This window comes from Mesorhizobium carmichaelinearum, assembly GCF_900199455.1.
Classification (GTDB): Bacteria; Pseudomonadota; Alphaproteobacteria; order Rhizobiales; family Rhizobiaceae; genus Mesorhizobium; species Mesorhizobium carmichaelinearum.
In genome coordinates, this window is record NZ_FZQR01000014.1 from 112,404 (window position 1) to 130,686 (window position 18,283).

19 protein-coding genes are annotated in these 18,283 nt (G+C 64.4%); 13 read left to right on the forward strand and 6 right to left on the reverse strand.

The genetic code is table 11. The features are described from left to right. Window positions 1–206 precede the first annotated feature (206 nt). From hisB to coaA, 9 genes are read left to right on the forward strand one after another with little or no spacing between them, the layout of a single operon-like run. Window positions 207–806: an imidazoleglycerol-phosphate dehydratase HisB gene (gene hisB / locus CKW40_RS28230; RefSeq protein ID WP_095203109.1), complete on the forward strand. Its 600-nt coding sequence runs from the start codon at window positions 207–209 to the stop codon at window positions 804–806. Between the two features lie 4 nt (window positions 807–810). Beyond that, window positions 811–1,287 carry a DUF2628 domain-containing protein gene (locus tag CKW40_RS28235; RefSeq protein WP_095203110.1) on the forward strand — a complete coding sequence of 159 codons (477 nt, stop codon included), beginning with the start codon at window positions 811–813 and terminating at the stop codon, window positions 1,285–1,287. Between the two features lies 1 nt (window position 1,288). Further along, window positions 1,289–1,939 carry an imidazole glycerol phosphate synthase subunit HisH gene (gene hisH, locus CKW40_RS28240; RefSeq protein WP_095203111.1) on the forward strand — a complete coding sequence of 217 codons (651 nt, stop codon included), beginning with the start codon at window positions 1,289–1,291 and terminating at the stop codon, window positions 1,937–1,939. A gap of 3 nt (window positions 1,940–1,942) precedes the next feature. Beyond that, on the forward strand, window positions 1,943–2,233 hold the full coding sequence (locus CKW40_RS28245; protein WP_095203112.1) for a DUF1330 domain-containing protein: 291 nt from the start codon (window positions 1,943–1,945) through the stop codon (window positions 2,231–2,233). Then, the gene (gene hisA, locus CKW40_RS28250; protein WP_095203113.1) at window positions 2,234–2,983 is read left to right on the forward strand and encodes a 1-(5-phosphoribosyl)-5-[(5-phosphoribosylamino)methylideneamino]imidazole-4-carboxamide isomerase; all 750 of its coding nucleotides are present in this window, start codon (window positions 2,234–2,236) and stop codon (window positions 2,981–2,983) included. Further along, window positions 2,980–3,816, forward strand: coding sequence for an arginase family protein (locus CKW40_RS28255; RefSeq protein ID WP_095203114.1), 837 nt, complete (start codon window positions 2,980–2,982; stop codon window positions 3,814–3,816). The genes hisA and CKW40_RS28255 overlap by 4 nt, the downstream gene beginning before the upstream one ends. Further along, window positions 3,816–4,607: an imidazole glycerol phosphate synthase subunit HisF gene (hisF, locus tag CKW40_RS28260; protein WP_081294954.1), complete on the forward strand. Its 792-nt coding sequence runs from the start codon at window positions 3,816–3,818 to the stop codon at window positions 4,605–4,607. The genes CKW40_RS28255 and hisF overlap by 1 nt, the downstream gene beginning before the upstream one ends. 35 nt (window positions 4,608–4,642) lie before the next feature. Further along, a complete protein-coding gene (locus CKW40_RS28265) occupies window positions 4,643–4,966 on the forward strand; it encodes a phosphoribosyl-ATP diphosphatase (protein WP_095203115.1) in 324 nt (107 codons plus the stop codon). A gap of 24 nt (window positions 4,967–4,990) precedes the next feature. Continuing rightward, window positions 4,991–5,950, forward strand: a complete 960-nt coding sequence (coaA, locus tag CKW40_RS28270) for a type I pantothenate kinase (protein ID WP_095203116.1) — start codon at window positions 4,991–4,993, stop codon at window positions 5,948–5,950. Window positions 5,951–6,011: 61 nt separating this feature from the next. Here the strand turns inward: coaA and CKW40_RS28275 are convergent, their stop codons facing one another. From CKW40_RS28275 to CKW40_RS28290, 4 genes are all read right to left on the reverse strand, one after another. Beyond that, window positions 6,012–7,553, reverse strand: a complete 1,542-nt coding sequence (locus tag CKW40_RS28275) for a DegQ family serine endoprotease (RefSeq protein ID WP_095203117.1) — start codon at window positions 7,551–7,553, stop codon at window positions 6,012–6,014. Between the two features lie 254 nt (window positions 7,554–7,807). Next, window positions 7,808–8,527, reverse strand: a complete 720-nt coding sequence (locus tag CKW40_RS28280; RefSeq protein ID WP_095203118.1) for an MBL fold metallo-hydrolase — start codon at window positions 8,525–8,527, stop codon at window positions 7,808–7,810. A gap of 17 nt (window positions 8,528–8,544) precedes the next feature. Next, on the reverse strand, window positions 8,545–9,711 hold the full coding sequence (locus CKW40_RS28285) for a diphosphate--fructose-6-phosphate 1-phosphotransferase (protein ID WP_095203119.1): 1,167 nt from the start codon (window positions 9,709–9,711) through the stop codon (window positions 8,545–8,547). A gap of 87 nt (window positions 9,712–9,798) precedes the next feature. Then, the gene (locus tag CKW40_RS28290; RefSeq protein ID WP_095203120.1) at window positions 9,799–10,569 is read right to left on the reverse strand and encodes a L,D-transpeptidase; all 771 of its coding nucleotides are present in this window, start codon (window positions 10,567–10,569) and stop codon (window positions 9,799–9,801) included. Between the two features lie 238 nt (window positions 10,570–10,807). On the opposite strand from CKW40_RS28290, the gene CKW40_RS45400 reads away from it, so the two are divergent. Together CKW40_RS45400 and CKW40_RS28300 are read left to right on the forward strand one after the other, a co-directional pair. Continuing rightward, window positions 10,808–10,930 (forward strand): hypothetical protein, encoded by a 123-nt coding sequence (locus tag CKW40_RS45400; protein ID WP_095203121.1) that lies wholly within the window; start codon window positions 10,808–10,810, stop codon window positions 10,928–10,930. A gap of 155 nt (window positions 10,931–11,085) precedes the next feature. Next, a complete protein-coding gene (locus tag CKW40_RS28300; protein WP_095203122.1) occupies window positions 11,086–11,709 on the forward strand; it encodes a LysE family translocator in 624 nt (207 codons plus the stop codon). Window positions 11,710–11,749: 40 nt separating this feature from the next. Here the strand turns inward: CKW40_RS28300 and CKW40_RS28305 are convergent, their stop codons facing one another. Continuing rightward, complete coding sequence (locus CKW40_RS28305; protein WP_095203123.1) at window positions 11,750–14,596, reverse strand: autotransporter family protein; 2,847 nt, start codon at window positions 14,594–14,596, stop codon at window positions 11,750–11,752. 224 nt (window positions 14,597–14,820) lie between these two features. Here CKW40_RS28305 and CKW40_RS28310 point away from each other — a divergent pair, with 224 nt between their 5' ends. Continuing rightward, window positions 14,821–16,143, forward strand: a complete 1,323-nt coding sequence (locus CKW40_RS28310; RefSeq protein WP_095203124.1) for a tetratricopeptide repeat protein — start codon at window positions 14,821–14,823, stop codon at window positions 16,141–16,143. Between the two features lie 81 nt (window positions 16,144–16,224). Next, the gene (gene xylB, locus CKW40_RS28315; protein WP_095203125.1) at window positions 16,225–17,679 is read left to right on the forward strand and encodes a xylulokinase; all 1,455 of its coding nucleotides are present in this window, start codon (window positions 16,225–16,227) and stop codon (window positions 17,677–17,679) included. Window positions 17,680–17,876: 197 nt separating this feature from the next. Here xylB and CKW40_RS28320 read toward each other — a convergent pair whose 3' ends face one another. Then, window positions 17,877–18,239, reverse strand: coding sequence for a nuclear transport factor 2 family protein (locus CKW40_RS28320; protein ID WP_095203126.1), 363 nt, complete (start codon window positions 18,237–18,239; stop codon window positions 17,877–17,879). Between the last annotated feature and the right edge of the window lie 44 nt (window positions 18,240–18,283).

Below are 18,283 nucleotides of genomic sequence, written 5' to 3' on the forward strand. Positions count from 1 at the left end.
TTGGCGCGGTACGAGTGATTTTATCGGCCATATGTATGCACGGGACCCATGATTGCAAACCGCCTCTCCGGCAAGGCCGATACCTCTGTGCGAGGCAACTGGCAATCGCCGGATCATGCTGATAGAAGGCATTCGTTTTCAAGCCCGCGAGCGCTTGAAGCCTGTGAACCGGTCACCATGTGAACCGCTGGGACAAGGATAGAGTGATGGCGCCCCGTTCCGCCGAAGCCAGCCGCAAGACCAAGGAAACCGACATCTCGGTGTCGGTTCATGTCGACGGCTCGGGCAAATCCGATATCGCCACGGGCGTCGGCTTCTTGGACCATATGCTGGACCAGCTTTCCCGCCATTCGCTGATCGACATGACGGTCAGGGCCAAGGGCGACCTGCACATAGACGATCACCACACGGTCGAGGACACCGGCATTGCGCTTGGCCAGGCGCTGACCAAGGCGCTGGGCGAACGGCGCGGCATCATGCGCTATGCCTCGATCGACCTTGCCATGGACGAGACGCTGACGCGCGCGGCGATCGACGTGTCCGGCCGGCCGTTCCTGGTCTGGAACGTGACCTTCTCGTCGCCCAAGATCGGCACTTTCGACACCGAACTGGTGCGGGAATTCTTCCAGGCGCTGGCGCAGAATGCCGGCATCACGCTGCATGTCACCAACCATTATGGCGCCAACAACCACCACATCGCCGAAACCTGCTTCAAGGCGGTGGCGCGGGCGCTGCGCGCCGCACTCGAGCACGACCCGCGCCAGCCGGACGCGGTTCCTTCCACCAAGGGATCGTTGAAGGGATAGCGCCATGGCCGCCTATGTTGTGATGGAACCGCCCGGCCGCAGCGAAAAGGTCGACACAACGACCTTTATCCGCGACGGCTTCACCTGGATCGGTCTGCTGGTGCCGCCGCTATGGCTCGCCTGGCACCGGCTGTGGATCGAAGCAGGACTTGCCTTCGTCGTCATGGCCCTGCTTTCGACGCTTGGCGAAACGCTCGGCCTCGGCTTGGCCAGTTCATTGCTGTCGCTGCTCGTCTCGCTCTATGTCGGCCTGGAAGGGCAGGGGTTGCGCATCGCGGCGCTTCGCCGGCGCGGCTGGCATGAATGGGGCGTGGTTCAGGCCGGCCGGCTCGACGACGCCGACATACGCTATGCCCACGAGGTCGAGGCGCATATGGAGGAAGCCACGCCGGCACCGCGCATCGTCCCCGATGCAGCCCTGGCCCGCCCGACGCAGCCCGGCATCGCGCTGGGCCTGACCCACATCCCTGGACGGCCCTGACATGCGGGTAGCAATCATTGACTACGGCTCGGGCAATCTGCGCTCGGCCACCAAGGCCTTCGAGCGCGCCGCGCGCGAAGCGGGGATTGCGGCTGAGATCGACCTGACGGCCGATGCCGACCGGGTGCGCAGCGCCGACCGCATCGTCCTGCCCGGCGTCGGCGCCTATGCCGACTGCGCGGCCGGCTTGCGTGCCGTCGACGGCATGTGGGAGGCGGTCGAGGATGTCGCCATAGCCAAGGGCCGGCCTTTCCTCGGCATCTGCGTCGGCATGCAGCTGATGTCCGAGCGCGGCCTGGAAAAGACCATCACCAACGGCTTTGGCTGGATATCAGGCGACGTCAAGGAGATCACGCCCACCGATCCGGCGCTGAAGATCCCGCAGATCGGCTGGAACACGATCGAACTCAGGCGCGAACACCCGCTGTTTGCCGGCATTCCGACCGGTGCGGCGGGGCTGCACGCCTATTTCGTCCATTCCTACCATCTCGATGCAAGGAAGCCGGACGAGGTTCTGGCCGAGGCCGACTATGGCGGCCCGGTGACGGCGACAGTCGCCCGCGACAATCTCGTCGGCACGCAGTTCCATCCGGAGAAAAGCCAGGCGCTGGGCTTGGCGCTGATCACCAACTTCCTGCGCTGGAGGCCCTAGAGCATGAGAAAAAAGGGCTACTGGATGGTTATGCTCACGGTGACCGGTGCGGAGGGCTACCAGCGCTATCGTGACGCCATTGGCGATGCCATTTCGCACTTCGGCGGCCGCTACCTGGTGCGCGGCGGACAGGTCACAAATCCCGAAGGATCCGATTTTGGCAGGCATGTGGTGGTCGAGTTCGACTCCTATGAAACGGCCCTGAACTGCTATCGCTCGCAGGCCTACCAGACGGCGTTGCAGCATCGAGTGACGGCTTCAATCGGTCATTTCGCGATCGTCGAGGGTGCCTAGATGATCCTGTTTCCCGCCATCGACCTCAAGGACGGCCAATGCGTGCGCTTGAAGCACGGCGACATGGCGACCGCGACCATCTACAACGATGATCCTGCCGCGCAGGCAAAAGCCTTCGAGGACCAGGGCTTCGAATGGCTGCATGTCGTCGACCTCAACGGCGCCTTCAAGGGCCAGAGCGTCAACAGCGCGGCGGTCGGTGCCATCCTCAAGGCGACCAAGAACCCGGTGCAGCTCGGCGGCGGCATCCGCACGCTGGCGCAGATCGAGGACTGGCTCGACCGAGGGCTGGCCCGCGTCATCCTCGGCACGGTGGCGGTGCGCGATCCCGACCTGGTCAGGCAGGCCTGCAAGGCTTTTCCGGGCAAGGTGGCCGTCGGCATCGACGCCAAGGGCGGCAAGGTCGCGGTCGAGGGCTGGGCCGAGGCATCGAGCCTCGGCGTCATCGAACTGGCCAGGAAATTCGAGGGCGCGGGCGTCGCCGCCATCATCTACACCGACATCGATCGCGACGGCGTGCTGACCGGCATCAACTGGGACTCAACCATCGATCTCGCCGAGGCCGTGTCGATCCCCGTCATCGCTTCGGGCGGCCTTGCCTCGATCGCCGACATCGTGCGCATGACCATGCCCGACGCAAAAAAACTCGAAGGCGCCATCTCGGGCCGCGCGCTCTATGACGGCCGCATCGATCCGGCCGAGGCGCTGGCGATCCTGCGGGGCCGGCCGGCGGCGGAGGCGAAATCGTGAAAATCACCCTTATCCTCGCCTCCTATGACAGCGGCCACTACCACGGCGGCATGGGCCAGGGCCCGGATGCGCTGATATCAGGCGGTCTCGTCGATGCCCTGACCATGGCCGGCCACGACGTCGCGGTCGAGGATATCGGCAGGGTCGGTGCCGAGCAGGAGCGCGAGATCGCCACCGGTTTTGCCGTCTGCAACGCGGTCTCCGGCGAGGTCCGCATTGCCATCGACCGGGGACGGTTCCCCATCGTGCTGGCCGGAAACTGCCTGACATCAGCCGGCGCGGTCGCCGGCGAGGGCGCCGATGCGATCATCTGGGCCGATCAGCACGGCGACCTCAACACGCCCGAGACCTCCGTATACGGTTTTCTCGACGGCATGGCGCTGGCGACCGTGCTTGGCCTGTGTTGGCGCCCGATGGCGTCAACCATTCCCGGCTTCAAGCCGATCGATCCGTCACGCTGCGTGCTCGTCAACGCCCGTGATCTCGATCCGGCTGAGGAACAGCTTCTCCAGACATTGCCGGTGATCCGCACCGAATGTGCTGGCGTGGCGCAAGCGACGCAACAGCTGCAGGCCGCAGGCGCCGAAAGCGTGCACATGCACCTCGATCTCGACGTGCACGACCCCAAAGAGCTGCAGGCCAACCGCTACATCACATCAGGCGGGCCGAACCCGGAACAGTTGCGCGCCGCGGCCTGCGCCATGGCGCTGGCGGTGCCGGTCGTCGGCATCACCGTTTCCGCCTACGATCCGGCTTTCGACGCCCAGGCCGATGTGCCGCCGATGGTCGGCCAGCTGCTCAACGATCTCATCGCCACGATAGAGGGCCGCTAATGCTGAAAGCCCGCGTCATCCCGTGTCTCGACGTCAAGGACGGCCGTGTCGTCAAGGGCGTCAACTTCGTCGATCTCATCGACGCCGGCGACCCGGTCGAAGCGGCCAAGGCCTATGACGCCGCCGGTGCTGACGAACTCTGCTTTCTCGACATCACCGCATCGTCCGACAACCGTGAAACCATCTTCGATGTCATCGCCCGCACGGCCGAACAATGCTTCATGCCGCTGACCGTCGGTGGCGGCGTGCGCCAGGTCGCCGACATCAGGAAGCTGCTTCTGGCCGGCGCCGACAAGGTGTCGATCAACACGGCGGCGGTGAAGAACCCGGATTTCGTCGCCGAGGCGGCCGACAAGTTCGGCAATCAATGCATCGTCGTCGCCATCGACGCCAAGAAGGTCTCCGGCGCCGGCGAGGCCGACCGCTGGGAGATATTCACCCATGGCGGGCGCGAGAAGACCGGCATCGACGCGGTCGAATTCGCCCGCAAAATGGTCGATCGCGGCGCGGGCGAGATCCTGCTGACCTCGATGGACCGCGACGGCACCAAGGCCGGCTACGACATCGCGCTGACGCGCGCGATCGCCGATGCGGTACGCGCCCCGGTCATCGCGTCGGGCGGCGTCGGCACGCTGGATCACCTGGTCGAAGGCATTCGCGATGGCCATGCCGGCGCCGTGCTGGCGGCCTCGATCTTCCATTTCGGCACCTACACCATAGCGCAGGCCAAGGCGCATATGGCTGAGGCTGGCCTGCCGATGCGGCTGGACTCGTCTGTCGATCGGCCCTAGAGGCTTTCCGGCTAAGAAAAAGGCTCTCAGGCGCCATGGCTGAATTTTCGCTGTCCGATCTGGAAAAAATCGTCCATGAGCGCGCTCATTCCGGCGATCCGGACTCTTGGACAGCGAAACTGTTCGCGCGCGGCATCGACAAGGCGGCCCAGAAGCTTGGCGAGGAGGCAGTCGAAACCGTGATTGCGGCCGTCAAGGGCGACAGACAGGGCCTCGTTTCCGAAAGTGCCGATCTTATATATCATTGGCTTGTCGTTCTCGGCCTCTCGGGTGTTCCGTTGAGCGACGTGCTCAAGGAGCTCGAAGGCCGCACCGGGCGTTCGGGCATCGCCGAGAAGGCGTCACGGCCCAAGGGCTGACCGCGAGGGAGGGCAGGTATCTCGATGGATCAGCTCGCGCCAACCGAGAAATATTCCCCCTTTCGTTTCTTCTCCGCCGAGCAATGGTCGCGATTCCGCGCCGACACGCCGCTGACACTGAGCGAGGACGAGTTCCGCCGCCTGCGTTCGCTCAACGATCCGGTCGACCTCGAGGAGGTCAAGCGCATCTATCTGTCGCTGTCGCGGCTGCTGTCCGCCCATGTCGAGGCGAGCCAGCTTCTGTTTCGGCAGCGCCAGGCCTTCTTCAACGCCGTCGATATCGTCAAGACGCCGTTCATCATCGGCATTGCCGGCTCCGTCGCGGTCGGCAAATCGACCACCGCACGCGTGCTGAAGGAGCTTCTGGCGCGCTGGCCGTCGAGCCCCAAGGTCGATCTCATCACCACTGACGGTTTTCTGCTGCCCAATGAGGTTCTGCGCCGCGAAAACCTGATGGAACGCAAGGGTTTTCCCGACAGCTATGATGTCGGGGCGCTGCTGCGCTTCCTTTCGGGCATCAAGTCGGCGCTGCCCGATGTCCGCGCGCCGGTCTATTCGCACCTTACCTATGACGTCATTCCCGGCGAGTTCGTCACCATCGACCGGCCCGACATCCTGATCTTCGAAGGCATCAATGTCCTGCAGCCGGGCAAGCTGCCGCAGGACGGTAAGATCGTGCCCTTCCTGTCCGACTTTTTCGACTTCGCCATCTATATCGATGCCGACGAGAAGCTGATCCACGAATGGTACATCTCGCGCTTCATGCGGCTGCGCGAGACCGCCTTCCGCAATCCAGACTCGTTCTTCCACCGCTACTCGCAGCTCTCGGAGGAAGCGGCGCGCGCCATCGCCGAAGGCCTGTGGACCAACATCAATCTGAAGAATTTGCGCGAAAACATCCTGCCGACGCGCGCCCGCGCCGATCTCATTCTGCGAAAGGGCGCCGACCACCTGATCGAGGAAGTGGCGCTGCGCAAGCTCTAGATGGCACTGAGTGGCGGGCTCGTAGCGACGAGCCTGCCACCGTCAAATCCGGCACAGCGCCTCAGCCATTGGCGAACGGCACGGCGACATAGATCTGGCCGCCGTCGCGTTCAACCAGCAGCAGCACCGACTTGCGGCCCGACTTGCTGGCCTGCGCGATCGCTTGCGTGACCTGCTTGGCGCTCTTCACCGGAGCCTGGTTGACGGCAACGATGATATCGCCGGGCTGGATGCCGGCAGCGGCGGCCGCCTTGTCTGGATTGACGCGCGCAACCACCGCGCCATGCTCATTGTCGGCGAGGTTCATCTGCTGGCGAATGTCTGATGTGAGGTCCATCAGGCCAAGGCCGATCGCCGGCGCGTGCGAGCCCTGTTCGGCGCTCGGCGTATCGGAATCATCCGTCGACGCCGTCTTCACATCGTCGCTGTTTTGCCCGACATCGACGGAAATCTGCATGGCCTTGCCCTTGCGCCAGACATCGAGCGATTCCTTGGCGCCAGGGGCGACATCGGCGACGGCACGCGACAGATCCTTGGGGTCTTTCACGTCCTGCCCGGCAAAGCCGGTGATGACGTCGCCGGTTTCAACGCCGGCGCTGGCGGCGGGCGAACTGTCATTGACCTTGGAAACCAGCGCGCCGCCGGCATGATCGAGCCCGATGGCGCTTGCCACGTCAGGCGTCACCGGCTGGATCTCGACGCCGAGATAACCGTACTGGATCGAGCCGTCCTTCATCAGCTTGGCGACGACCTTCTGCGCCTGGTCCGACGGGATGGCGAAGCCGACGCCGACGCTGCCGCCATTGGGCGAATAGATCGCCGTGTTGATGCCGACGACATTGCCGTTCACATCCACTAGCGGGCCGCCGGAATTGCCATGGTTGATCGGCGCGTCGATCTGGATGAAATCGTCGAACGGCCCGCTATGCAGGTCGCGGCCGCGCGCCGAAACAATGCCGGCTGTCACCGTGGTGCCGATGCCGAACGGATTGCCGATCGCCAGAACCTGGTCGCCGGTCATCAACTTGTCAGAGTCACCCCATTTGACCGTCGGCAAGGGCTTGTCGGCTTTGATCTTGAGCACGGCAAGATCGTTCTTGGCGTCGCGGCCGACAAGCTTGGCCGGAAGCTCGGTGCCGTCATCGAGCGTCACCTTGATCGAAGTGGCGCCGTCGACGACGTGATTGTTGGTGACGATGGTGCCGTCGGCACTGACGATGAAGCCGGAACCGAGCGCTTCGGCCCGTTGCGCCTGTTGCGGCGGTGTCCGCGGAGCGGGCATGCCCTGGTCACCGAAGAATTGACGGAAATACTGGTCGAACGGCGAGTTGCCGAGAGGCGTTCCGTCGTCGTCATTTCCCGGCTGCGCTTTCATCACGGTTGTGACCGTCACCACCGCCGGCTTGTCGGCCGCCACGATCGGCGCAAAGGAGCCGTTGGGGGCGGTGATACCGGCGACAGGGGTCTGGGTCGTCGCGACAATGTTGCTCACGCCTGTGTTGCCGGCACTTTGAGCAAATGAAACGACGAAGGGGGAGATGATGAGGGCGGCGCCCAGCAATGCGGCGACGCGATGTCTGCGAAGAATGTTTGGGGATGACATGGTCGTTGTCCGTGCGAGACATTGGGTTCGGCGCCGTGGCCTGTCTGGGAGCGGCCCATTCGGCGTACCGGCCGTCGCGGCCGCCTGTCTCGCTTCATGCGGCGGCCGTTCAGGTCGATGAAACCGGAATCTAGGACGCGGATGCGGGCAAATTAGGTTTTTTCGATTATATTACAAAGATTTAATTCTTTTTGAGCGGATGAGCGTCCCACATTCGCGTGACCGCCTCCGGCAGCGAGAAGGCCTCGCGAAGCTCAGATGCTGCCGGTCTGGTCGATGTAAGCCTTTGCAATCTCACGCATACGCTTGCCGTCGAAACTCGGTCCGTGGCCGCCATGGCCGATGCGGATCGGTAGGTCGAGCAGGCGCTGCATGGTGCTGACATAGGCAGCACGGTCGGAATCCGGCAGCGAGTCGATCAGCGTGTCGTCGTAGATCGCGTCGCCGCTGAAAAACAGCCCGTCGGCCTCGTCGAACAGTGCGATCGAATCCGGCGAATGCCCGGGCAGGTGCAGGACGCGGAATTGCCGGTCGCCGAGATCGACCACGTCGCCCTCGTCCAACGTCCGCGTCAGCGGCGCCGAGGGGATCTTGTAATCAGCGGCCTTCCAGCCCGGCGCCGGCAGTTTCGAAACGGCACCTTCGAGATCGTGGAACATGTAGGCATAGGTCGCCGCCTCATCCATGCTTTCGAATTGCGCCGCACTCATCTTCGGCCCCGCCCGCCACGGAAACTCGTGCAGCGAGCCGACATGGTCGAGATGGATGTGCGTGGCGACAACCAGCAGCGGCTTGCCCTGTGTCGTTTCGACCTCAGGCGCCAGCGGACAAATGCCCATGCCGGTGTCGACCAGGAGGTCGGCGTCGCGGCCGCGCAGATGCCAGATGTTGGCGCGCACATAGTCATGCACGAACGGCTCGGTCAGCATCGTCGTCCTGTCGTCGACGATGCTCTTGCTGAACCATCCCGGCATCAGGTGTGAGCCTGACATTAGACGAACGGCTTCCCGACCTTGTACTTTTCCGGCACCAGCCGCTTGAGATAGGCCATGCCGGCCTCGGACAGCTGGTTGACGTCGGGCTTCATGAAATTATCTGGCATGTGGCGGGTCTTGCCGGCGACATTCTTCAGCGGCACCTTCTTCAGCACGGTTTTCGTGCCGTCATATTGCAGCGCCACCGAGCCGCCGCCCTGTTCGGCGACGGAGACGGCGAAGGCGCCAGCATCGAACGCCTCCTGCGCATCGACGGAGCTGATGGCGCCGACATAGCCGCGCGGCATGTAGCCGAGCGCATCGACGCGGGCGCGCTTGCCCGGCAGGCCTTCGGCCAATGCGCGCTCAAGGGCTGCCGGCAGGTCGCTGCCCGACAGCTTGACGTTGCCATGCGCGTCGCGCTCGAGCTTCTCCGGCGGCACCAGGCTTTCGACCAGCGCCTTGCCGTCGGCGGTGCTGACGCCTTCCGACACGGCGACGATGCAGCGCTTGTGGCGGTCGAGCGTAGCGCGCACGTCGTCGATGAAGCCGGCGGCGGAGAACGGCCGCTCCGGCACGTAGACAAGATGCGGGCCGCTGTCGGGGTCAAGCTGCCAGGCGGCGGCCGCCGCGGTGAGGAAGCCGGCATGCCGGCCCATGACGATGCCGACATAGATGCCGGGCAGGGCACGGAAATCGAGATCGACGGACAGGAAGGCGCCGGCGACGAACTCGGCCGCGGAAATGAAGCCCGGCGTGTGGTCGTTTTCCTCAAGATCATTGTCGATCGTCTTCGGCGCATGGACGAAAGCGATGGAGCCGCCGGCGGCGTCGGTCAGGATCTGCTGCGTGCCCGACGTGTCGTTGCCGCCGATATAGATGAAGGCATCGGCGCCGGCCTTCTTCAGGCCGTTGAGGATGACGTCGCAATAGGCGGCATCCGGCTTGTCACGCGTCGAGCCGAGTGCCGCGCTCGGCGTTCCGGCAATCAGCCGCAGCCGGTCCTCGGGGATGGCGGAAAGGTCGACATAATTGCCGTCACGAATGCCGCGCACGCCATGGATCGAGCCTAGCACCTTGGCGCCAGGATGCCGCTTGCGGATCTCCAGCGTGGCGCCGACCACGGTCTGGTTGATGACGGCGGTCGGGCCGCCGCCCTGCGCGATAACAAAAGTTCCGGCCATTCCTGACGTCTCCCGAGGCGATGGTTTTCAAGGCACCTTGGCCTGTCTTGCCGCATCACGCAACGGGAGAAACAGAGGGATAAAGGATCACATGACGACGACCGGGTTTTTCTTCGAAACGCGGCTGTAGAGGTCGATGATGTCCTGGTTGATCAGGCGCACGCAACCCGACGACATCGCCTGGCCGATGCTCCACCATTCGGGCGAGCCATGAATGCGGTAGCCGGTGTCCTTGCCGTCCTGGTAGATGTAGAGCGCGCGCGCGCCGAGCGGGTTGGTGAGGCCGCCGGGCTGGCCGCCCTGCCACTTCACCAGTTCGGGCTTGCGCTGGATCATCTCTGGCGGCGGCGTCCAGGTCGGCCATTCCCTGCCATACTGGATGTTGGCGCGGCCGGACCAGCGGAAGCCGTCCTTGCCGATGCCGACGCCGTAGCGGATGGCGTCGCCACCCGGCTGGACGAGATAGAGCATGCGCTCCTTGAGATGGACGACGATGGTGCCGGGCGCCTCGCCGGTGGTATCGACGACGATCTGGCGGCGGAATTCCGGCTTGACCTTCAGATACGGCACCTCAGGCACGTTGAAGCCGTTGTCGGTCAAAGCGGCATACATCACGTCGGCGCTGGTGATGTTCTTGTCGACGCTGATCGCCGGCCGCATCGGCGGCACGGAGCCGGTCACCGTGTTATCGAGTTGGAGCGCCGGCATACCGCCATCACCCGAGGTCGAACAGCCGGCGGCGCTGAGCAGTGCCAAAGCGCCGGCCCCGGACAGGATGGCGCGGCGGGAAAGATGATGATCGGTTTCGATTGCGTCGCCGTTTCGTGGCGGCGTCAGACCTTGCGGCAACTCACGCATATACCCAAACCCTACGCTGTCGGCGGGAAGCACGGTCCGGCCGGATAGCGGGCATTTTCATCATTCATGGTTGATAAAGCGTGAACGCCTTGCGCCGCCTGCATTTGCGCCTTGCCTCACGGCATCAGGCGTTCCAAATGACCTGCCAACGCTGCGCTCCTGCACAAAAAGACCTAGCTCGGGTCATAATCCCGGCACCGGCCTCTCCTACGCATCAGCCGATCAGCGAGGGGCTTGCATGTGCAAGACGTTAAAAACCGACATCACGCTTTTTGCCGCTGCCATTGTCGCGGCCGCCTTGGTTCTCGGTGCCGATGTCAGTCTGGCCGATATCATGAGCACGCTGGGCGGCGCGAACTGACGCCGACCGGCCGTTGGCGCAACTGATAGCGCGGCAATTCAGGAAAAAGTGCGCGGCGGTTTCCGTCCGAAATTGCGTAAAAACTAAAATCACGCCCCTTTACATTCTCCCAGGGCTCAGGATTTATCCTTTTCCTTAACCCAAGGGAGACAGACATGTCCTTCGAAAACTGGGCCGCTTTCGCCGCCGCGTCGACCATCCTGCTCATCATTCCGGGGCCGACCATCCTGCTGGTCGTGTCCTATGCGCTTGGCCAGGGCTGGCGCACCGCCCTGCCGATGGCCGTTGGCGTGGCGCTCGGCGACTTCACCGCCATGACCTTGTCGATGCTCGGCATCGGCGCGCTTCTCGCCGCTTCGGCTGGTGTCTTCACCATCCTGAAGCTGATCGGCGCCGGCTATCTGATCTATCTCGGCGTCAAATTGTTCCGCGCCGGCGGCGCGCTGAAGGCCGAACCGCGCACTGATGTGGTGTCTTCCGCCAAGATGATGGCGCATGCCTGGCTGGTCACCGCGCTCAATCCCAAAAGCATCACCTTCTTCGTCGCCTTCCTGCCGCAGTTCCTCGACCGGCATGCCGATTTCTGGACGCAGATGCTGATCTTCGAGACGACCTTCCTGGCGCTCGCCTTTGCCAATGCCTTCGGCTATGCGCTGATCGCGGCGCGCGCCCGCAATGTCGTGCGCAATCCCAAGGCGATCCGCATCTTCAACCGCACCGGCGGCACACTGCTGGTCGGCGCCGGCATCGCCACGGTGGCGATGCGCTCGGGCAATTAGCCGGCCCGTCTTCCACCCGAAACCGGTTTCCGGTGGTGGTTCACCACTTCACGCTGATACCCAGATTGCCCTCGAGGATGCGGCGCTTGTCGCCGCCGAGATTGGTGGTGTAGTCGCCGGTGGCGAAGAGGCTGACCTTGTCGGTCACCTTGGCGACCAGGCCACCGCCAAACTCGAACGAGGTCGATCGGCCCTCGGTCGTGATGTCGGTGGTGTCGAAATTGACATGGCTGGTGCCGCCGAAATCCTGCCAGATATTGGCTTTGAGGTAGGGCTGCAGCGCGATGCCGTTGATCGTGGTCTCGCCCTGCAGCCGCGCACCCAGCCGGCCGCTGACGCTGTCGTCGGTATCGAAGGAAACCGACGAGAAGCGGTCATTGGTGTCGTCGAGCGACAGATGCTGCCAGACCAGTTGCGCCTGTGGTTCGAGCGTCCAGCCCTGCGCCAGCGCTATGGGATAGCCACCTTCCAGCGAAGCGGTGACGCCGCTTCCGCCGACATCGATGCCGATATCGCGCGACGATGTCGCGTCGCCGCCGAAGAAGGTGGCCATCAGCACACCGTCAAGGTACCAGCCGCCCTGGCCGATACGGGTCCAGTAGCCGCCGACGCTGGTGCCGCTGACGTCGAGGCTGCCGACGGACAGATCGTTCCATCCCAGCGCCTGGCCGCGCACATCGCCCTTCATGCTGGCATAGGCGATGAACAGGCCGGCGCGATCGATTCCGCCTGAGGCGGTGTCGCGTCCGAACACGTCGAAGCCCGCCTGGAAGCCGAACAGCGTGCCGTCGAAGGAGGGCGACACCGTTCCCGACCAGCCCATTTTGGCGTCCTGGCCATAAATGCGGCCCCAGACCGGCGACAGTTCCGGGTCGGGCAGCAGGCTCTGCTCGCCACGCCGTTCGTGGAAGGTGCCGAGCGTCGTCATCGCCAGATGCTCGGCCACCGGCGGCAAGGCTGAATAGACCGGCACCTCAATGCGATAGAGCGGGATCACGGCTGCCTGCACCGCGGTCGCTCCCGGTGTCGGCGGCGTCGGCTGGACAGGTGGCGGGCCCGGCAGCGTCGGCACCGGCAACACCGGCGCTGCGGTCGGCACCACCGGCGGCGGTGGTGGCGGATCCGCTTGTGGCGCCGGCGGTGGTGGCGGTGGCGGCTCGGGTTCCGGGTCGCTCGCCTGCACCGGTGGTGTCGGGTCGACCGGCGGGGTGTTGATGTCACCCTCGGTCGGTGGCGGTGTCGGCGGCAGTTCGGAGGGCGGCGGTGGGGGTGGCTCCGCGGCCGGCGGCTCAGGTTCCGGCGGCGGCGTGGGTTCGAGCGCCGGCGGGGCTGGTGCCGGCGTCGCCGGCGTGGTCAGCGTCGAGCGTAGGTACCAGTTCTCGTCGCTGCCGGCGCTGGCGCCGCCCTTGAACAGATAGTACTCGAAGGCGCCAGCGGCGACCGGGGCGTCGAGTGCGAATGTGGTGGCGCCTGAAGTGGCGCCGTTGACCGCCTGGACGACCATGATGCCGTCCTGGGTGGTTGAAGCACCGGCACCACCGACATTGACCACGGAAATGCCGGTCGAGCCTGAAGCCGTCCCGCCCGACAGGACCAGCCTGTCGGATGCGGACGAATCGTCACCGAGTTCGGTCTGGACGAGCAGCAGGCCGCCGGCGCCGACATAATTGCCCGAGATCGTCAGCCTGTCGGTCGCGCCCGTGCCGCCGTTGGTCAGGTCGATCCGCCCGGCATTGGTGACCTGCGCCAGCTGGCCCGCTGTGAAGGCCTGGATCGTCGCGTTGAAGCCGCCGCCAAAGAGCGTGCTGGATGCATCGACGCTCAGCGAGCCCGTGCCGGTGCCGCTGTCGCCGAGCTTGAGAGTGCCGTCGAGCGTTAGTTCGGTATCGTTGGTGGCGTCGACCGTTTCCCAGTTCTGAACCCGGCCGATCCCGTCCAGCTTGACGTTGTCGAAGGTCAGCGCGTCGGTGCCAAGGCCGCCATTCAGCGCATCCGTGCCGCCGAGATTGGCGTTGGTGAGGTTGCTGAGTTTGGCGGTGTCGTTGTCGGCGCCGAGATCGACCGCGCCATAGATGATGCCGCCGCCATTCCAGACGAAACTGTCGGAACCAAAGCTCATCAGCACATCGCCGCCGACCGTGCCGCCTGTGATCGTGACACTGTCATTGCCGCCGCTGACGCTGATGTTGCCGCCGATCGTGCCGCCCGAGAGGATGATGGTGTCCTGGTCGAAGCCGGTGACGAGGTTGCGGTCGATGGTGCCGCCGGACATGTTGAAATAGTTCTTGTCGAGCTTCATGTTGACCCGGCCGATGCGACCGCCGGTCATCACGGCGTTATCGCCATCGTCGAAGAAATCGACGATGCGCCCGCCCGTCATGGTGAATGTGTCCAACCCGTCGCCCTGGTTGAGCGATCCGACCTGGCCGCCGCTCATGTTGAAGTCGTCGATGCCGGCGCCCTGCTGGACATTGCCGGCGACAGTGCCGCCACCGATGGTGAAGAAATCCGTGCCGCCGCCCTGGTCGACCGTGCCGGTGATGGTGCCGGACTGCATGTTGATGCGGTCCGTGCCGACGCCAAAGGTGACGTTGCCGCTGACCTGCCCGGTGCCGCCGGCGGGAAAGGTCAGCGTGTTGTCGCCGCTGGTATCGGTGAGGCTGCCGCCTGAATCGCCGCTATCGCAGGTGAAGGTGGTATTCCCCGCCGATGGAACCAGCACGCAGGCCGCCAAGGCTGCGGAATTGGGCAGTAACGCAAGTGCAGTAGTTGCAAGTAAGCTAATAAACCATGGATGGATTTGCCGCGGTTTCCGCTGCAAAAAAGAAATCGAATCGCTAACGTATTCCGAACAGCCGCTCGGACGCTGTATTTCAAAATGCCGCATCGCGTCCCCTCTCAGATCGCGATTACAAGCCCTTCGCCGCGCCGCAATGAAGCCACAATTTGTTCGATTTTACAAAGCCTAATCTGCCGGTCATGGTTGATGAACTGAGAAATCTACTGAAATAGACACGCGTAGTGCATGGTTGGCGTGTCTGTGGCCCATGCTTTAAGATCGCCTTGGACCGAGGGCATCGTGCCCGCAACGCGCTGGTCAAGGGACATTGCATGCCAATCAAGGACACATTCGGCCTGGCATTTTCGGGTGCGACGGAAGCGGGGTTCACGCCCTACAGCGAGGCGGTGAGCCAACTGCAGTGCTTCATCGGCGATCCCGTAGCCTCCGTCGACCGCGCCATCGCGGAAAATCCCGGTTTCGTCATGGCGCATGCCTTCAAGGGCTATCTCTTCGGCCTTGCCACCGAGCGGGAGGCGACGGCGGTGGCCAGGGCCTGCCATGAGGCGGCATTGCCGCTTGCCGCGACGACGCGCGAAGCGGCGCATGTCTTAGCCCTCGGCCACCTCGCCAACGGGCGCTGGCATGACGCTGCGGGGATTCTTGAGGATATCGCGATCGAGAACCCGCTCGACGCGGTGGCGCTGCAGGTCGGACACCAGATCGACTTCTTCACCGGCAATGCCCGCATGTTGCGCGACCGCATCGCCCGCGCCTTGCCGTCATGGCAGAGCGGCATGCCCGGTTATCACGCCATCCTCGGCATGCAGGCCTTCGGGCTGGAGGAGATGGGCGACTATAACAGGGCTGAAAAGCTTGGCCGTGCGGCGGTCGAGATCGAACCGCGCGACGGCTGGGCGCAACATGCGGTCGCGCATGTCATGGAAATGCAAAGCCGGCAAAGGGATGGCATTGCCTGGATGCGCGCCAATCCCGAAGCGTGGACGAAGGAAAGCTTCCTGCAGGTGCACAATTGGTGGCACCTGGCGCTGTTCCACTACGATCTCGGCGAGACCGACCAGGTGCTGGCGCTCTATGACGGACCGATCTACGGCACACCATCGACGATGGCGCTCAACATGGTCGATGCGTCGGCAATCCTGTGGCGGCTCCATCTTGGCGGCGTCGATGTCGGTGACCGCTGGACAGCGCTCGCCGCCAATTGGCCCAAGGCCGGCGCCGGCGACTATGCCTTCAACGATGCGCACGCGATGATGGCCTTCGTCGGCGCCGGCCTCGACGGACCCGCTCGGACCTTGCTTGAAGCACAGCGTGAGGCCATGCGCGGCAGCGGCGACAATGCCGCTTTCACCCGGGATGTCGGCCATCCGCTGACGCGGGCGATCAAGGCATTCGGCGAGGGTAAATACACCGAGGCCGTGCAACTGATCCGCCCGATCCGAGCGATCGCCCACCGCTTCGGCGGCAGCCACGCACAGCGCGATGTCATTGACCTGACGCTGATCGAAGCCGCTCTGCGGGCCGGTGACGGTGCGCTCGCCAGGGCGCTGACGGCCGAGCGTTCGATGGCCCGGCCGGACAGTCCGCTGTCGGCGCTGTTTTCGCGACGTGCGGCCGATTTGTCAGAGAATTGACCCGGAGCGGATCTTGCCTTAAAAACTGGCTCGGCCAGATTTTTTCGGGATCCGAAAAAAATAAGGACGTGGGAGGAAAACATGTATCTCGGCCTCGACCTGGGCACGTCGGGCGTCAAGGCGCTGCTGATCGATGCCGGACAGACCGTCGTCGGTTCCGGCCATGGCTCGCTTGACGTTTCGCGGCCACATCCCGGCTGGTCCGAACAGGATCCGTCCCACTGGATACGCGCCTGCGAAGACGCGATCGCCGAACTCAAGGCTTCCCATCCCAGGCAGTTCGCGGCCGTAAAAGGCATCGGCCTGTCCGGCCAGATGCACGGCGCCACCTTGCTCGATGCCGCCGATCATGTGCTGCGCCCCTGCATCCTGTGGAACGACACGCGAAGCCATGTCGAGGCGGCGGCGCTCGATGCCGATCCGCGCTTCCGCGCGCTGACCGGCAACATCGTTTTTCCAGGCTTCACCGCGCCGAAGCTCGCCTGGGTCAAGAACAACGAGCCCGCTGTCTTCGCGAAAGTGGCCAAGGTGCTGCTGCCGAAGGACTTTTTGCGGCTTTGGCTGACCGGCGAGCACATTTCGGAAATGTCCGACTCGGCCGGCACGTCCTGGCTCGATGTCGGCAAGCGCCGCTGGTCGCCGGACCTGCTCACCGCCACCTCCCTTGACGAGAAGCAGATGCCGTCTCTGGTTGAGGGCACTGAGAAGGCCGGCGGGCTGCGCGCCGAATTGGCGTCGAAATGGGGCATCGAGGCCGGCATCCCGATAGCTGGCGGCGCCGGCGACAATGCGGCTTCGGCCTGCGGCATGGGCACGGTCGGGGCTGGCCATGCCTTCGTCTCGCTCGGCACGTCGGGCGTGCTGTTCGCCGCCAACGCGTCCTATCTGCCCAACCCGGCAAGCGCTGTTCACACCTTCTGCCACGCGTTGCCCGACACCTGGCACCAGATGGGCGTCATCCTGTCGGCGACCGATTCGCTCAACTGGCTGTCGGAGATCACAGGCAAAGGCGCCGGCGAGCTGACATCAGAACTCGGCGACACGCTGAAGGCGCCGACCGGCGTGTCCTTCCTGCCCTATCTCTCGGGCGAGCGCACGCCGCACAATGATTCGGCCATTCGCGGTTCCTTCACCGGGCTGGCGCATGAATCGAGCCGCGCGGTGCTGACGCAGGCAGTGCTCGAAGGCGTCGCCTTCGCCTTCCGCGACAGCCTCGAAGCCTTGAAGACGGCCGGCACGACATTGACGCGGGTGACCGCGATCGGCGGCGGCTCGCGCTCGCGCTACTGGCTGAAAGCGATCGCCATGGCGCTGCAGGTGCCGGTGGATATTCCCGCCGACGGCGATTTCGGCGCCGCCTTCGGCGCCGCCAGGCTCGGCCTGATCGCCGCGACCGGCGCCGATCCGCTGGCTGTTTGCACAGCGCCTAGCACCGATGCCACGATCGAGCCGGATGCTGCGCTTGGTGGCGCCTATGCGGACGCCTATCACCGTTACCGGGCGCTGTATCCGGCGATCAGGGCTGTAACCGCGTGAGTTTGCGCGAGGCCCCCCCCTCTGCCCTGCCGGGCATCTCCCCCTCAAGGGGGGAGATTGGCAGTGTCGACGGCTGCGCCAGTCTTGCAGGGTTGGTGGTTGGCGAAGGTGGAAAAGACAGCCAATCTCCCCCCTTGAGGGGGAGATGGGCGGCCGGCCAGAGGGGGGGGCCTCGCGCCTCCCTTACCCAGTTAGCCTCACTGAGCCGGCACCTTGTCCAGAAAGCCCGTCACGCTCTTGAGTCGCCCATTCTCGATGATGCCGATGTCGGTGCCTTCGATGACCGAAGGGGTGCCCTCGGGCCCGAGATTCCAGGAGAAGCGGATCTTGTCGGCAAACCCGTCCGGCGTGCCTTTCAGCGAGAAGCGGAAGCCGGCAAAGCGCTGCTGCACGCCGTCGATCAGCGCCGCGACGCCGTCATGGCCGTCGCCCTGCATCAGCGGATCGCGATAGCTGACGTCTTCGGTGAAGGTCGCCTTCAGCAATTCGGAGCGGCGGCTGGCATCGCTTTCGTTCCAGGCGGTGATGTAGCCCTCGGCGATTGCGTTGAGGTCGGTCATGGTCTGTCTCCTCTGTTTGTTGACATCAGCCTTTTCGACCAGCG

Bases quoted from the DNA above. Each gene is read 5' to 3' on its own strand.
- hisF (WP_081294954.1), top strand. From the start codon at position 3,816: ATGCTGAAAGCCCGCGTCATCCCGTGTCTCGACGTCAAGGACGGCCGT.
- CKW40_RS28285 (WP_095203119.1), bottom strand. From the start codon at position 9,711: ATGGCCGGAACTTTTGTTATCGCGCAGGGCGGCGGCCCGACCGCCGTC.
- hisB (WP_095203109.1), top strand. From the start codon at position 207: ATGGCGCCCCGTTCCGCCGAAGCCAGCCGCAAGACCAAGGAAACCGAC.
- CKW40_RS28275 (WP_095203117.1), bottom strand. From the start codon at position 7,553: ATGTCATCCCCAAACATTCTTCGCAGACATCGCGTCGCCGCATTGCTG.
- CKW40_RS28300 (WP_095203122.1), top strand. From the start codon at position 11,086: ATGTCCTTCGAAAACTGGGCCGCTTTCGCCGCCGCGTCGACCATCCTG.
- CKW40_RS28290 (WP_095203120.1), bottom strand. From the start codon at position 10,569: ATGCGTGAGTTGCCGCAAGGTCTGACGCCGCCACGAAACGGCGACGCA.
- CKW40_RS28305 (WP_095203123.1), bottom strand. From the start codon at position 14,596: ATGCGGCATTTTGAAATACAGCGTCCGAGCGGCTGTTCGGAATACGTT.
- CKW40_RS28320 (WP_095203126.1), bottom strand. From the start codon at position 18,239: ATGACCGACCTCAACGCAATCGCCGAGGGCTACATCACCGCCTGGAAC.
- coaA (WP_095203116.1), top strand. From the start codon at position 4,991: ATGGATCAGCTCGCGCCAACCGAGAAATATTCCCCCTTTCGTTTCTTC.
- CKW40_RS28245 (WP_095203112.1), top strand. From the start codon at position 1,943: ATGAGAAAAAAGGGCTACTGGATGGTTATGCTCACGGTGACCGGTGCG.
- xylB (WP_095203125.1), top strand. From the start codon at position 16,225: ATGTATCTCGGCCTCGACCTGGGCACGTCGGGCGTCAAGGCGCTGCTG.
- CKW40_RS28280 (WP_095203118.1), bottom strand. From the start codon at position 8,527: ATGCCGGGATGGTTCAGCAAGAGCATCGTCGACGACAGGACGACGATG.
- hisA (WP_095203113.1), top strand. From the start codon at position 2,234: ATGATCCTGTTTCCCGCCATCGACCTCAAGGACGGCCAATGCGTGCGC.
- CKW40_RS28310 (WP_095203124.1), top strand. From the start codon at position 14,821: ATGCCAATCAAGGACACATTCGGCCTGGCATTTTCGGGTGCGACGGAA.
- CKW40_RS28265 (WP_095203115.1), top strand. From the start codon at position 4,643: ATGGCTGAATTTTCGCTGTCCGATCTGGAAAAAATCGTCCATGAGCGC.
- CKW40_RS28235 (WP_095203110.1), top strand. From the start codon at position 811: ATGGCCGCCTATGTTGTGATGGAACCGCCCGGCCGCAGCGAAAAGGTC.
- hisH (WP_095203111.1), top strand. From the start codon at position 1,289: ATGCGGGTAGCAATCATTGACTACGGCTCGGGCAATCTGCGCTCGGCC.
- CKW40_RS45400 (WP_095203121.1), top strand. From the start codon at position 10,808: ATGTGCAAGACGTTAAAAACCGACATCACGCTTTTTGCCGCTGCCATT.